The following is a 14,460-nucleotide window of genomic DNA, read 5'->3' on the forward strand; positions in this document are numbered from 1 at the left end:
TATCAAAAAGAAAATTACTTTCCTTATTTGTTTAGTATATCAGCTATTTTATCCTGGAAGAAGCTGATATATTCATCTACAGAAATCGTACCGATGTCTCCCTCACCGTGCTTACGCACGGATACGGCACCGTTTTCCTGCTCCTTTTCTCCCACAATCAGCATGTAAGGCACCTTCTGCACTTCTGCATCACGTATTTTACGGCCAATTTTCTCGTCCCGGTTATCAACAAAGCCCCTGATGTCGTGCTGCTGCAGGCGGTGGTATACCTCCTGCGCAAACTCCTGGTATTTCTCGGAGATAGGCAGGATAGCGAACTGATCCGGGCTCAGCCACAGCGGGAAATTACCGCCGCAGTGCTCTATCAGCACGGCCACAAAACGCTCCAGCGAACCGAAGGGTGCACGGTGAATCATCACCGGGCGGTGTTTCTGGTTATCAGCACCGATGTACTCTAACTGGAAACGTTCAGGTAACTGGTAATCCACCTGGATAGTTCCAAGCTGCCATTTACGGCCGAGGGCATCCTTTACCATAAAGTCGAGCTTCGGTCCATAGAACGCCGCCTCTCCCAGTTCGGTTACAGTGCGCAGGCCTTTCTCCGCAGCTGCCTCTATAATAGCAGTCTCGGCTTTCTCCCAAGCCTCGTCGCCACCAATGTACTTTTTCTTGTTCTCCGGGTCGCGCAACGAGATCTGCGCTGTGTAATCCTCGAAGCCTAGTGCCTGAAACACGTACAGTACCAGGTCTATAACTTTAATAAATTCTTCCTTCACCTGGTCCGGCCGGCAGAAGATATGCGCATCATCCTGCGTAAAGCCGCGCACGCGTGTTAAGCCATGCAACTCTCCGCTTTGCTCGTAACGATACACTGTTCCGAACTCCGCCAGGCGCACCGGAAGCTCTTTATAGGAGCGTGGTCGGGTCTTGTAAATCTCGCAGTGGTGCGGGCAGTTCATTGGCTTCAGGAAGAACTCCTCCCCTTCGTTCGGCGTCTTGATCGGCTGGAACGAATCTGCTCCGTACTTCTCGTAGTGCCCGGACGTTATGTAAAGCTCCTTGCTGCCAATGTGTGGCGTTACCACCGGCTGATAGCCGGCACGCATCTGTGCCTTGCGCATAAACTGCTCCAGTCGCTCCCGCAGTAAAGTCCCTTTTGGCAACCAGAGGGGCAGGCCCATGCCTACTTTCTCAGAGAAAGCAAACAGCTCCAGTTCCTTGCCTAGCTTTCGGTGATCTCGCTTCTTAGCCTCTTCCAGTCGCTGCAGGTGCTCAGTGAGCTCTTTCTGTTTCGGGAAAGTGACGCCGTATATACGGGTCAGCTGCTTGTTCTTTTCATCGCCGCGCCAGTAAGCACCGGCCACATTCATTATTTTTGCTGCCTTGATGTGGCTTGTATTCGGGATGTGTGGCCCGCGGCAAAGGTCAACGAATTTGCCCTGCTCATAAAAAGAGATAGTGCCGTCCGCTAAATCCTTGATCAGATCCAGCTTATACTCGTCCCCTTTCTGAGTGAAGAACTCTATGGCTTCTGCCTTGGAAACATCACGTCTTTTAAACTCATTTTTGTTGCGGGCCAGCTCCAGCATCTTCTCCTCTACCTTGGCAAAATCTTCCTGCGAGAAAGTCCGATCGCCCAGGTCCACGTCGTAATAAAAGCCGTTCTCTACCGGAGGGCCTATACCAAATTTTATACCAGGGTATAGCTCTTCCAGTGCCTCCGCCAGCAGGTGAGCAGACGAGTGCCAGAAGGCATTCTTTCCCAGATCATCATTCCAGGTGAGCAGCTGTACCGTTGCGTCATCAGTGATGGGGCGCGATAGGTCCCAAACATTATCGTTTACTTTAGCAGCAAGCACGTTTCGGGCAAGGCCTTCGCTGATGCTCTGTGCCACCTCAAAGCTAGTTACGCCGCTTTCATACTGGCGCACTGAACCATCTGGCAGTGTGATGTTGATCATGTCTATAGTTCTTCTATCTGTACCTGTTGCACAACTGTGCTGTCAGGCTTTGGTTTTACTAATTTACTTTTAATCCGGCTGATGGCCTGGTAAGCGTACGTGTAAGTTGGCTCTACCTCCAGTATGCGCTGATACGTAGCCATAGCCATGCCATACTGTCCTGAACGTTCATAAGCACTGGCCAGAGTGCTCAGGTACTTCGGCTTTCGCTTATAGCCCGGAGCAGCTTTCTGCAAATGTACTATTGCCGCTTCATTGTTGCCAATGGAATGCTGCTGAAGTCCAAGCCAATAATGAGCACCCTGTATAGTGTCGTTCAAACTGATGGCCTGGTTGAAGGCCTGCAGCGCACTGTCCGGTTTCTGCTCCGCTTTATACAACAGGCCCTTGTAATACCACAGAAGGGCGTCTGCCGGTGCCACTTGCATTGCACTGGCCAGGTAGGGCTTAGCTGCAGGAATCTCATTTCTGGCCAGCAGCAAACCACTTAGCTCCCGCTTTGCCTCTACAAATGAAGGTGCTTGCTCCAGCGCATTCCTGTAATTATACATGGCCCTCGCTGAGTCGCCGGTAGTTTCCAGCACCCGCCCTTTATAATAGAAGGCAAACTCATCATCCGGCGACAGCTCCTGCGCTTTGTTCAGGTAAGTTAGTGCCTGCTTGTAATCCCTGCGCTGCAGATACAGGTCACCAAGGAGCACATACAGTGAAGAACTCTGGTATGAATTCCGCTCTGCCTGTAACGCCAGGGGCAATGCCTCTTCCGGCTTACCCATCGTGCGCAGCACCTGCGCCTTCACAAAAAGGCTGGAGGGCTCATCCCGTGTCAGCTTTACTGCCTTGTTCGCATCCTGCAGTGCCTGCCTAAGTTCTCCTTTGCGCAGCAGCACTACTGCCCTGCGGGCATACAGGCTACCGTCACTCCCTGTTTGTTCAATAGCAGCATTCAAGTTTACCAGTTGAGCCTCGGGGTCGTCCTTTACCTGCTGCAGGTCAACCATCTGCTCCCTTGCGTCTTTATCAAAACTACAGGAGCAGATAAGAGAAGACACAACCAACAGAAGCAATCCATGAACTCGCAACATTACTCGCTTTAGAGACCTGAAATTATGAGACTGTAACACTTAAGCGCTAAATTAAGACAATTTAGTCAATTTGAAATAACTCTGCCAGATGGCTATAAAAACAGAAAGCCTGCAACCATCCGGAAGCAGGCTTTCTGTTTTTATGTCTGATGCTTTACTGTTGCAGCATAATCTTACAGCGCCTGCTTAATTCTAACTCATCCTTCGTCTCGAAGGTGAGGGCGACTGCTTTCTGCAACGTGTTATTACGGGCCTCTTTGTCCTTCATTTCATCATAGATGCAGGCAAGGTCATAATAATAGCGAATGTTATCTGGCTCATAGGCAACAGCTTTTTCAAGCGCTTCTGCAGCTACTTCGTTAGTAGTTACATCACACACGCCACCAAAGAGCATTTTGGATGCTAACTTTTCAACAACATTTAAGTTAGCCATTTTAAAGTGCCAGCGCCCCATTAAGTGCCAAGCTCCTGCATGCTGGCTATTGGAAGAAAGGGCAGCATCCAGGAAAGACTTCACCTGATTGATGCCTACCAGCCTGTTCCTAGGTCCTGATGCCATTGCTTCGCAACTGTAAGAAAGCGCCATGACATAGTTAGACTCTGCATCTACCGGATTCAAATCATAGGCTTTCTGCGCATAGGCCTTAGCTTTAGCATAGTGCTGCAGCTTTGAAGTTTCATCGCTGCTATAGCGATCCCCTATGCGGCAATGCAGCAGGCTCGCCTTGCAGAGTGCTTCGAAGTTATCTGGTGCAGCTGAAAGCACCTGCTCGTATAAAAGCAGGGCTTCGCTGTCTTTGTAACTGCTTAAAAGTTGCTTTGCCTGTTGCAATAGTTGCTCATTCCCTGAGTAGAAAACTCCTGCCACAGCCATTGGCGCTCCTGCAAAGAGAAAGCTCATTACTAGCAATATGTTTAAAAGTCTTCTCATATATTCTTACCCACACTACAATCTAAGCATTGCAGAAGACTTTAGCAAGTGCAATTCCACAGAAAAAGAGAATTGCATATAATCTAAAACAGATCCAGTTGCTTTTTTCTCTTCAGAGCCTCTTTTTCTAAGCTTTCTGTGCTATCGTCTATGTCTTTCAATACGGGTTCTGCGTCGTTATGTTGGGCTGCACTAATTCTGGCGGCCTCTTCTGCAAGTAACTGTAGCTCAGTTGGAACCGAAACAGATGCTTTTCTTGGGGCTGTCTTCTTTGTCTTCGCTTTATCATCGCCTGGCTGCTCTACTGCTTCCATTTTAGGCATTGACACATCCAGCACCTTGTAGTAGTTCAATTTGTTACCTAATGCTTTCCAGCCTTTCACATCAATGAACTCGCTCAGCAACAGCTTTTCAATCTCTTTTTCGCTGCGTCGATCGCGCTTAAAGGAGATGGTTGCCAGCGGCTCCGGATGGGTTGAGACAGCCTCCAGACGGGAACCTTTAGTTTCCGGGATAAAGGCAAAGCGTTTACCTACGGTGGAGGTTTCTACTTTAAAGCGCTTCACATAATAAAGCTTATTCTCGCCCTCATAATAGATAGAGGAGACAACCAACTCCGGATCAAACTTCTGAAGCACCTTGATCTTCTCAACAGTATAATGGTTTGCCAGGTCAAACGAAGTTAGCTCATAGGAGCCGTCTTCATAAACTACCAGAATGGTGTCTTCTGTATTGAAGGAGCCAAGGTAACGACCACGTCCTTCGGTGTTCAGTCGGCCAATAACCTCGTCGTAGAAAATCTCGCGGCCACCCAAAGTAGACTCTCCCAGGCTCTTCTGCACGACTTTCTTCACCGGGTACTTCGTCACGATGTTCCCATTCGAACCTTTTCCTTTGATCATCAGCTCAGCAAAGTCGTAATCCAGCACTTTAACACGAGCACTTGCCTGAGGTGAAAGAGAGATAGTTACCACTTCAGACTCTGAATTGGGATTGGCCGTCAGGTAATGTACCTTTGAACCTTTGTTGCCTTTGGTCAGGTCATATTCCTTATCGCGGGTGACAGACTTGACAGAGAAACGCTTGGCATAGGATACGCCTGTTTTACCATCCAGGTAAATCATGTTATACACCATGTGTTCATCATTCTTGTTATATACCCCTGCCAGAATGATGTCCTTGCCCACAAAAGTTTTCTCTGCCACTTTCGTCACAGTAAACTTACCATCCCTGCGGAATACGATGATGTCGTCCATGTCAGAGCAGTCGCACACGAACTCGTCTTTACGCAATCCGGTTCCGATGAAGCCGTCTTTTGCATTCATGTAAAGCTTCTGGTTGGCGATGGCAACATTCTGTGCGTTAATGACATCAAACGTCTTAATTTGCGTTTTGCGCTCACGGCCCTGGCCATATTTTTTTAGCAGCGCCTCAAAATAGGAGATAGCATAGCGGATAAGGTGCGCCAGATGGTCTTCTACCTCTGCCATCTCCTCTTCCAGCTTTCTGATGTACTCATCTGCTTTAAAGGAGTCGTACTTTGAGATGCGCTTTATCCTGATTTCAGTCAGGCGGATGATATCCTCTTCTGTCACCTCCCGGCGCAGCAGTGGCTTGTATGGGTCAAGTCCTTTGTCAATTGCCTGCAGTACCGCCTCCCATGTCTCGCATTCTTCAATGTCGCGGTAGATTCGGTTTTCGATGAATATTTTCTCCAGCGATGAGTTGTGCCATTTATCCTCCAGTTCTGCTCTGCGTATTTCCAGTTCTCGCTTCAGCAGGTCTACTGTTTTAAAAGTAGAGATGCGCAGCAACTCGTCCACACTCAGGAAGTGTGGCTTGTCATCTATAATAACGCAGGTGTTAGGAGAAATGGAGACCTCACAGTCAGTGAAGGCATACAGCGCGTCAATGGTCAGGTCAGGTGACACGCCTGTTGGAAGGTGTACCTGTATCTCTACATCGGCCGCCGTGTTATCAATTACTTTCTTTACCTTGATCTTATTGTTCTCGCTCGCTTTCACGATCGACTCCATCAAACTGGTAGTCGTAATGCCGTAAGGAATATCCCGGATGATGAGCATGGTCTTGTCAACCTTCTCAATAGTAGCGCGCACACGGATGCGGCCGCCGCGCATGCCGGAGTTATAGTTCGTTATGTCTACCAGGCCGCCGTTCGGGAAATCTGGCATGAGCTGCGTGCTTCGGCCCTTCAGCACATCGATGGAGCCTTTGATAAGCTCCCGGAAGTTGTGGGGCATTATCTTCGTAGACAAACCTACGGCAATACCCTCTACCCCCTGCGCCAGCAGCAGCGGGAATTTTACCGGCAACGTTACCGGCTCATTTTTGCGGCCGTCATAAGACAATTGCCATAGTGTGGTCTGCGGGTTAAACACCACATCCAGCGCAAATTTAGAAAGGCGCGCTTCAATGTAACGAGGAGCAGCTGCACTGTCACCAGTACGCACGTCTCCCCAGTTACCCTGCGTCTCAATAAGTAAATCTTTCTGGCCCAGGTTCACCATGGCGTCTCCGATGGAAGCATCACCGTGCGGATGGTACTGCATCGTTTGGCCTATTACGTTGGCCACCTTGTTAAAGCGGCCGTCGTCCATCTCTTTCATGGCGTGCAAGATGCGCCGCTGCACCGGCTTCAGGCCATCTTCAATGGCTGGCACCGCACGCTCCAGAATCACATAAGAAGCATAGTCGAGGAACCAGTTCTCATAAAGGCCGGCGACAGGCGTAACGTTATGGATCAGTTCTCCTTCTCCATCGTTGAAGGTTACTTCCAGTTCGTCTTCGTGATTTAATTCTTCGTTATTCAACTCGTCGTTATGCATAAACTTCCTCTACTATGTCTTTCTCTATCTTCAGGTTGTCGATAATAAAATTCTGGCGCTCCGGCGTGTTCTTGCCCATAAAGTAGCTCAGCATTTTCTGTATCGTCGTGTCTTTGTGCAGGATAACCGGCTTCAACTTTATATTGTCACCAATAAACTTACCGAACTCGTCCGGCGAAATCTCGCCCAATCCCTTGAAACGCGTAATCTCAGGGCGCTTGCCCAATTTCTGAATTGCCTCCTGCTTCTCTGTCTCGTTATAACAATAGATGGTTTCCTTCTTGTTGCGCACCCGGAACAGTGGAGTCTCTAAAATGTACACGTGGCCATTTTTTACCAGGTCAGGGAAGAACTGCAGGAAGAACGTCAGCAGCAACAAGCGAATGTGCATGCCATCCACATCAGCATCAGTGGCTACGACCACCCGGTTATAGCGCAAGCCTTCCAGGCCTTCTTCAATGTTTAGCGCGTGCTGCAGCAGGTTGAACTCTTCGTTTTCGTATACCACCTTCTTTTTTAGGCCAAAGCAGTTAAGTGGCTTGCCTCGTAAACTGAATACAGCTTCTGTATCCACGTTGCGGGACTTGGTGATAGAACCACTTGCTGAGTCACCCTCTGTAATGAAAAGCGTAGAAAGCAGCGCGTTCTCATGCTTGTCTTCGTTGAAGTGCATGCGGCAATCGCGTAGCTTGCGGTTGTGCAGGTTGGCTTTCTTGGCGCGCTGGTTTGCCAGCTTCTTCACCCCTGCCATGTCCTTACGCTCGCGCTCACTCTGCTCTATCCGCTTCTTGAGCGCTTCGGCTGTCGTCGCGTTTTTGTGCAGGTAGTTATCGAGATGCTCTTTAATGAAGTCGTTGATATAGGCACGCACCGCCGGACCATCAGGTCCCATATCCACAGAGCCCAGTTTGGTCTTCGTCTGCGATTCGAATACAGGCTCCTGTACACGCAGCGAAATCGCCCCCACGATAGAGCCACGGATATCAGCGGCATCGTAGTCTTTCTTATAGAAGTCGCGCACCGTCTTCACTATTGCCTCCCGGAAAGCCAGCAGGTGCGTACCTCCCATGGTGGTATACTGGCCGTTCACAAACGAGTAATACTCTTCACCATAGTCATTTCCGTGCGTCAGGGCAAGTTCAATGTCTTCTCCTTTCAGGTGAATGATTGGGTAGCGCATGCTTTCTTCGTCTGCCTTATTGCGCAGCAGGTCCAGAAGGCCATTCTCAGAATAGAATTTCTTACCGTTGAAGTTGATGGTCAGCCCCGCGTTCAGGTACACGTAGTTCCAAATCTGGTTCTCAAGGTAATCCGGGTTAAACTGGAAGTTCTTGAAAATCGTCTCGTCCGGAACAAAGGAAGTAAGCGTACCGTTGCGTTGGTTTGTCTCCTGCAGTTCAGAATCCTGGGTGAGTACCCCCTGCTCAAACTCAGCTACCTTCATCTGCCCGTCGCGCACCGACTGCACCCTGAAATGGCTGGAGAGAGCGTTCACTGCTTTCGTACCCACACCATTCAAACCAACTGACTTTTGGAAAGCTTTGCTGTCGTACTTACCACCAGTGTTAATCTTGCTCACGCAGTCGATCACCTTGCCCAGCGGAATGCCACGGCCATAGTCACGCACCTGCACTTTATGGTCAGAAATCTTCACCTCAATGGTTTTACCGTGCCCCATCACATGTTCGTCGATGGAGTTGTCAATAACCTCTTTTACCAGAATATAAATACCGTCATCAGCCGATGACCCGTCGCCCAGTTTGCCAATGTACATGCCAGGGCGGAGCCTGATATGTTCCCTCGGCTCAAGCGACCGGATGCTGTCTTCGTTGTAGTTATTTTGCGCTAACTCTGCCATTCTTTAAGCGTAAGTGTAGTTGTTATGGTAAATTCAACCGGAAATATAGAAAATAATAAGTGAGAAGACACTATATAAAGTTCCGTGTCCCGATCCTAACCACCTATCTACTATATTATTACTAATTTTATTAGTCAAATATACGAAATTAGTGGCTAATTGTCAACTATCAACCCTTGTTTGAAGGGAGAAGTTCACCTAAAAGAAGAAATAACAGCCCTTTTTAAGCTAACATAATTAGCATTTCTGAGTGCTGGTTATTCAATCCTGTTGCCTTACATTTGCTTATACATGGTGCAATAACTGTACCTCAGGAGTTTATGCAGGGAGAAGACATTTAACTAGATGGAAATAAGATTACCTAATTACTTTAAGTTTACTATCATTCTACTGGCGCTGGCGCTGCTCATCCTGGGGCTTCAGGTATTTAAACCCATTCTAATGCCTTTGGCATTCGCCGTGCTTTTTTCTTTGCTGTTGCTGCCCTTGAACCGGGACTTGGAAAGATGGGGTGTACCGCGCCCACTGGCCATTTTATGCAGTATTATCCTGGTAATCGTAGTACTCGGGCTTGTTATCTGGTTTTTGTCGATGCAGTTAATGAGCCTTACTTCTGAGTTAGATACAGTTGGGCAGAACCTGGAAGCGCTCCTGGCTAGAGTCCAGGATTACCTGTATACCCATTTTGAGATACCCCCTTCCAACAGGAATCAAATTATACGAAATGCCATTGGCAGCATACAGGACGTCTCCACTACGTTCCTGGGCAACACAATTTCTATTACAACCGGCGTATTAACGCTGCTCACCATTATCCCCATCTTTGTATTCTGCCTGCTTTATTACCGCGACCACCTCGAGCAGTTTATCTTTAAATTTACCACCAAAGATCATCGAACCGATTTCAGAGTAGCGATGACTGAAATACAGCATGTGGTGCAAAGCTATATCTCTGGCTTGATGATAGTGATTGTGGTAGTGGCGCTGCTAAATTCTGCCGGGCTGTTGATAGTAGGCGTGAAATATGCCATTTTCTTTGGAGTGTTTGCCTCCATCCTGACCATCATCCCCTATATCGGCATCATGATAGGGGCGTTCCTGCCTGCCGTGTTCATACTGGCCACCACTGGTAATTTTCTTAACGCGGTGGTGGTGGTGCTCATTTTTATGTTCGTGCAGTTCCTGGAGGGCAATTTCATCACGCCCTTTGTAGTTGGCTCTAAGGTAAGTATAAATCCTTTTGCGGCTATTATTGCTTTGCTCATTGGTGGGGAAATCTGGGGGGCAGCAGGCATGATTATTTCCATTCCTGTCATCGCGATGCTTAAAGTTATTTTCGACGCTTATGCACCTTTGAAACCGTTTGGGTATTTACTCGCTGACGTAGATGACCTGAAGCCCAGGAAACCGGGGCGTTTCAGGAACTGGTTTGATGAGATAGTGAATGGAATAGGCCGGGGAAAGAAGGAGGATGATGTAAAGTAATCCTGTTTTGCTAATGTTGTTTGCTTAACCTTGTTTAGAGGAGTTGATTTGAAACGTAATACTAATGTTATTGGTTATAGTGAAAGCTTTTGGCACCTGCCACAGCACCAATTCTGTAAGTACTAAACAGCAGCAACTTGTACGCTATCATAGACATCGAGACCACAGGCGGACAGCCTGCTCAGGACAAAATAACCGAAATCGCCATTTTCATTCACGACGGTGAGAAAATTGTAGACAAATACAACACGCTGATTAACCCACAGCGCCCTATCCCCTATTTTATATCTCAACTGACAGGCATCACGGACGAGATGGTGCAGGATGCGCCTAAATTCTACGAGGTAGCCAAAGATATTGTGGAATTTACGGAGGGAAAGGTTTTTGTGGCGCATAACGTGCGCTTCGACTATTCTTTCATGAAGAAAGAATTTGCAGACCTCGGCTTCACCTTTCAGCGCAAGACGCTATGCACGGTGCGCCTGAGCCGATCACTTATACCCGGTCTACCATCTTACAGCTTGGGTAAGCTTTGCAAAAGCATCGACATCGAACTGACACAACGCCACCGCGCCATCGGCGACGCAAAGGCAACGGCCATTCTTTTCGACAAACTCATTAAGTTGAACAGGCCTGTGGTGGATGGTAACATGCACATGGCTGCAGATAACACCGCGCAGGTACTGAAGGAGGAAATCAAAACGTCCCTGCTTCCTCCTAATATCAGGAAGGAGCAGGTGGATGCGCTGCCAATGGTGCCGGGTGTCTACTACTTTCATAATGAAGCCGGCGAGGTCATTTATGTCGGAAAGAGCATTAACATCAAGAAGCGCATTATCCAGCACTTTAACATAGATTACAAAAGCCGCAAGTCGCTTGATTTTAAGAACAGCATCTCCGACATCACCTACGAGACGATGGGAAATGAACTGATAGCGCTGCTGTTTGAGTCTGCTGAAATCAAGCGGATGAAACCACAGTATAACCGGCAGCAGCGCCGTTCTGTATTTAACACGGGCATCTATGTGTATGAGGATGGGAACGGGTATAAACGCCTCTCGTATGGCAGCGTGAACAGAGCCGACAATGTCAGCCTCACACCTATTATAGCCCTGTCAAATCAATTCAAAGCCAAAGGGTTTCTGTACCACAAAGTATCCAAATATAACCTCTGCCAGAAGCTTTGCGACCTGTACAAAACAAACGGCGCCTGCTTCGACTACCAGGTGCACCAGTGCAACGGGGCCTGCATCGGCAAAGAGAATCCTGAAGAATATAACCAGCGGGTGGATGCCGCCATTGAATCATTTTCGTTCGAGCACAACAGCTTCGTCATTTTGGGCAAAGGGCGAGAGCCCGGCGAGAATTCTGTAGTGGTGGTGGAGCATGGCACCTACCTCGGCTTCGGCTTTGTAGACGAGAGCTTTTCAGCCAAAAACATAGAAGACTTTAAAGGAGCCATCAAGCGCTACAACGACAACAAAGACGTGCAGCAGATCATCCGGGGCCACATGCGAAGCAAGCACAAGGACAAGGTCATAGTATTTGATTAAAGGCCGTACATACCTTTGGCAGGCTCAGCAAAGGTATCTGTCAGCTAATAAAACGTACTTCCGTAGAAAGAACATGAAAACAGCACCAACAGCACCATGATCCTACTTTCTAATGTAACGAAACAGTATGGCAACCTGAAGGCTGTGGATGATGTGACACTAGAGGTGAAGGAAGGTGAAACGTTGGTATTGCTCGGCACCAGCGGCTGCGGCAAAACCACCACCCTTAAGCTTATCAACAGGCTGGAGGAACTGACCGATGGCACCATTGAGGTAGCAGGGACAGACATAAAGCATCAGAAACCAGAGGAACTCCGCCGAAAAATTGGTTATGTCATCCAAGGCGCAGGGCTGTTCCCGCATTATACCGTTCAGGAGAATATAGCAGTGGTACCGCGCCTGCTGCACTGGAAGAAAGATAAAACACATTCCCGCACATTAGAGGTACTGGAACTGTTAAAAATGCCGCCTCAGCAATACCTGCACAAATACCCGCATGAACTGAGCGGAGGACAGCAGCAGCGGGTAGGCCTTGCACGTGCACTGGTGGCAAATCCGCCTGTAATCCTGATGGATGAGCCTTTCGGAGCACTGGACCCCATTACACGCAACAGTATACGGCGCGAATTCAAAAACCTGGAGGCGTTGCGGAATAAAACAACAGTGCTCGTGACACACGATGTGCAGGAGGCCTTTGAACTGGGGGACCGTATCTGCCTGATGGATGATGGAGAAGTTCAACAGCTGGGCACTCCGCAGGAACTGATTTTCCGGCCTGCCAATGCTTTTGTAACACACTTCCTGAAAGAGCACCTATTCCAGTTGCAGCTACAAGTGTTGTACCTTCACCAGCTTCGGCCTTTCCTGCCCCCTGCTGCCCAGGATATAGCTTCCAATGTCCTCTCAATTGCGGAAACAGCGAATGTGCTGGAGGCTACACAGCTACTAATAGCCACTGGTGCAATTCAACAAGGCCTCATTTTAGAGGCAACAACAGCCATTCCTGCGCAATCAGCCACTCTAACGGATCTGATGGCTGCTGTAGAGAGACTTACACCCACGCTTCGCCCATGAATATTTTACAGGACTTTTGGGGCTTCGTACAACTGCAAAGTGGGAAGCTGCTGGAGCAGACACTGGAACATATCGGCCTTACCTTTATATCGCTGGCGCTAGCTATTCTTATAGGATTGCCCCTGGGCCTGTTTATCACGAGGTATAAAAAAGCCGTCGGACCTGTGTTTGGTATCACCGGTATCCTTCAAACAATTCCAAGCATCGCACTGCTTGGCTTCCTGATTCCGGTGCTGGGCATTGGCCCGAAACCAGCCATCTTTGCGCTGTTTCTGTACTCTTTGCTGCCGATTATCCGCAATGCCTTTGCAGGTGTTACACAAGTAGATGCCACCGTAAAGGAAGCAGCGCGCGGCATGGGTATGACCAACTGGCAACTGCTGACACGGGTGGAGCTGCCCCTTGCGCTGCCTGTGCTGTTTGCCGGCATCCGCACGGCAGCAGTGCTGAATGTGGGCGTGGCTACTTTGGCAGCTTATATTGCGGCAGGCGGTCTGGGCGAGTTTATCTTTGGTGGCATTGCCCTGAACAACACTCCTATGATATTGGCGGGTGCTGTTCCGGCAGCTCTTCTGGCAATCGGCATTGACTTCCTGCTGGCGCGCCTGCAAAACCTGCGCCTTCCCTTGCTGCGCCCGGCTTCGCTGCTCCTTTTTCTGGCCTTGCCCCTGTTGTCTTCCTTTTACCTTTTTCCAAATGGCAGCGGTTTTATGGCAGGCCTTAGCCCTGAGTTTGCTGGCAGAGCAGATGGCTACCCTGGTCTAAAAGCAACCTATGGGCTCGACCTTAACACAGTGATTATGGCACCAGCACTTGTCTACAAAGCCGTACATGAAGGTGACGTGGATGTGATTGACGGCTACTCCACTGACGGCAAGATAAAGACTTACAAACTGCGGGTGCTCAAGGATGACCAGCATTCTTTTCCGCCCTATCAGGCAGCATTTCTTGTGAGGGAACCAGCGCTGACACAGCACCCGGAGCTGCGGGAAGTGCTGAGCCTGCTCAGCGGCACCATCAACGACTCCACCATGACTGCCCTTAACTACCAGGTAGACTTTGCCAAAGCATCGCCGGCAAAGGTGGCGCAGGAATATCTGCAGCAGCAAGGGCTATGGAAGCCATCCCGAAACGGAACAGGTGAAACTATCCGGCTTGGCTCCAAGATTTTTACAGAGCAATACATTCTGACAGAGATGCTCTCCCAGTTGATTCGGGGCTACACAGACCTGCAGGTGTCAGCTCAAACAGGGTTGGGCGGAACAAAAATTTGTTTTGATGCACTGGCGGCTGGCGAAATTGATGCTTACCCGGAGTACACCGGTACCGGCTTGCAGGTTATCCTTAACACACCTCCGGCAGTTGCCGCCGGTTTATCAAAAAGTAACGACAGCGTTTTTAAGTATGTAACAGATCAGTTCCAGGAGCAATACAACATTGTCTGGCTGCCACCGCTTGGTTTTAACAACACCTATGCCCTGATGATGCGGGAAGAACAGGCCAGAAGTTTGAAGATTCGCAGCATCTCTGATCTGAAAAGACACCTCACGCTTTTAACCAAATAACCTGATCCTGTTTCTTTAGCTTACAGCACCGTAACCTGCATCAGCAGAGGAAGTACAGCTACTGGCAATTTATATTGGGGGCTGATTTTCTTAATTCTAATC

General features: G+C 48.9%; 9 protein-coding genes. 4 read left to right on the plus strand and 5 right to left on the minus strand.

Translation table 11 applies throughout. The features are described 5' to 3' along the window. Positions 1-23: 23 nt before the first annotated feature. The 5 genes from thrS to ACFS7Z_RS02660 all read right to left on the minus strand — a co-directional run bounded on the left by thrS (position 24) and on the right by ACFS7Z_RS02660 (position 8,681). Positions 24-1,961, minus strand: a complete 1,938-nt coding sequence (thrS, locus tag ACFS7Z_RS02640; RefSeq protein WP_377480447.1) for a threonine--tRNA ligase — start codon at positions 1,959-1,961, stop codon at positions 24-26. Positions 1,962-1,963: 2 nt separating this feature from the next. Continuing rightward, complete coding sequence (locus ACFS7Z_RS02645) at positions 1,964-3,046, minus strand: tetratricopeptide repeat protein (RefSeq protein WP_377480450.1); 1,083 nt, start codon at positions 3,044-3,046, stop codon at positions 1,964-1,966. A 154-nt stretch (positions 3,047-3,200) separates the two neighbouring features. After that, the gene (locus tag ACFS7Z_RS02650; RefSeq protein WP_377480452.1) at positions 3,201-3,947 is read right to left on the minus strand and encodes a hypothetical protein; all 747 of its coding nucleotides are present in this window, start codon (positions 3,945-3,947) and stop codon (positions 3,201-3,203) included. A gap of 113 nt (positions 3,948-4,060) precedes the next feature. Beyond that, positions 4,061-6,823, minus strand: a complete 2,763-nt coding sequence (locus tag ACFS7Z_RS02655) for a DNA gyrase/topoisomerase IV subunit A (RefSeq protein WP_377480455.1) — start codon at positions 6,821-6,823, stop codon at positions 4,061-4,063. Beyond that, complete coding sequence (locus ACFS7Z_RS02660) at positions 6,816-8,681, minus strand: DNA topoisomerase IV subunit B (RefSeq protein WP_377480458.1); 1,866 nt, start codon at positions 8,679-8,681, stop codon at positions 6,816-6,818. Before ACFS7Z_RS02660 ends, ACFS7Z_RS02655 begins: the two co-directional genes overlap by 8 nt. Positions 8,682-9,026: 345 nt before the next feature. On the opposite strand from ACFS7Z_RS02660, the gene ACFS7Z_RS02665 reads away from it, so the two are divergent. The 4 genes from ACFS7Z_RS02665 to ACFS7Z_RS02680 all read left to right on the plus strand — a co-directional run bounded on the left by ACFS7Z_RS02665 (position 9,027) and on the right by ACFS7Z_RS02680 (position 14,358). Then, positions 9,027-10,166: an AI-2E family transporter gene (locus ACFS7Z_RS02665; RefSeq protein ID WP_377480461.1), complete on the plus strand. Its 1,140-nt coding sequence runs from the start codon at positions 9,027-9,029 to the stop codon at positions 10,164-10,166. 137 nt (positions 10,167-10,303) lie between these two features. Then, positions 10,304-11,719 (plus strand): exonuclease domain-containing protein, encoded by a 1,416-nt coding sequence (locus ACFS7Z_RS02670; protein ID WP_377480464.1) that lies wholly within the window; start codon positions 10,304-10,306, stop codon positions 11,717-11,719. A 96-nt stretch (positions 11,720-11,815) separates the two neighbouring features. Continuing rightward, positions 11,816-12,793, plus strand: a complete 978-nt coding sequence (locus ACFS7Z_RS02675) for an ABC transporter ATP-binding protein (protein ID WP_377480466.1) — start codon at positions 11,816-11,818, stop codon at positions 12,791-12,793. Next, a complete protein-coding gene (locus ACFS7Z_RS02680) occupies positions 12,790-14,358 on the plus strand; it encodes an ABC transporter permease/substrate-binding protein (RefSeq protein ID WP_377480470.1) in 1,569 nt (522 codons plus the stop codon). The genes ACFS7Z_RS02675 and ACFS7Z_RS02680 overlap by 4 nt, the downstream gene beginning before the upstream one ends. Positions 14,359-14,460: the final 102 nt, after the last annotated feature.

This window comes from Pontibacter toksunensis, from assembly GCF_042686245.1.
In the GTDB taxonomy this organism is placed as follows: Bacteria; Bacteroidota; Bacteroidia; order Cytophagales; family Hymenobacteraceae; genus Pontibacter; species Pontibacter toksunensis.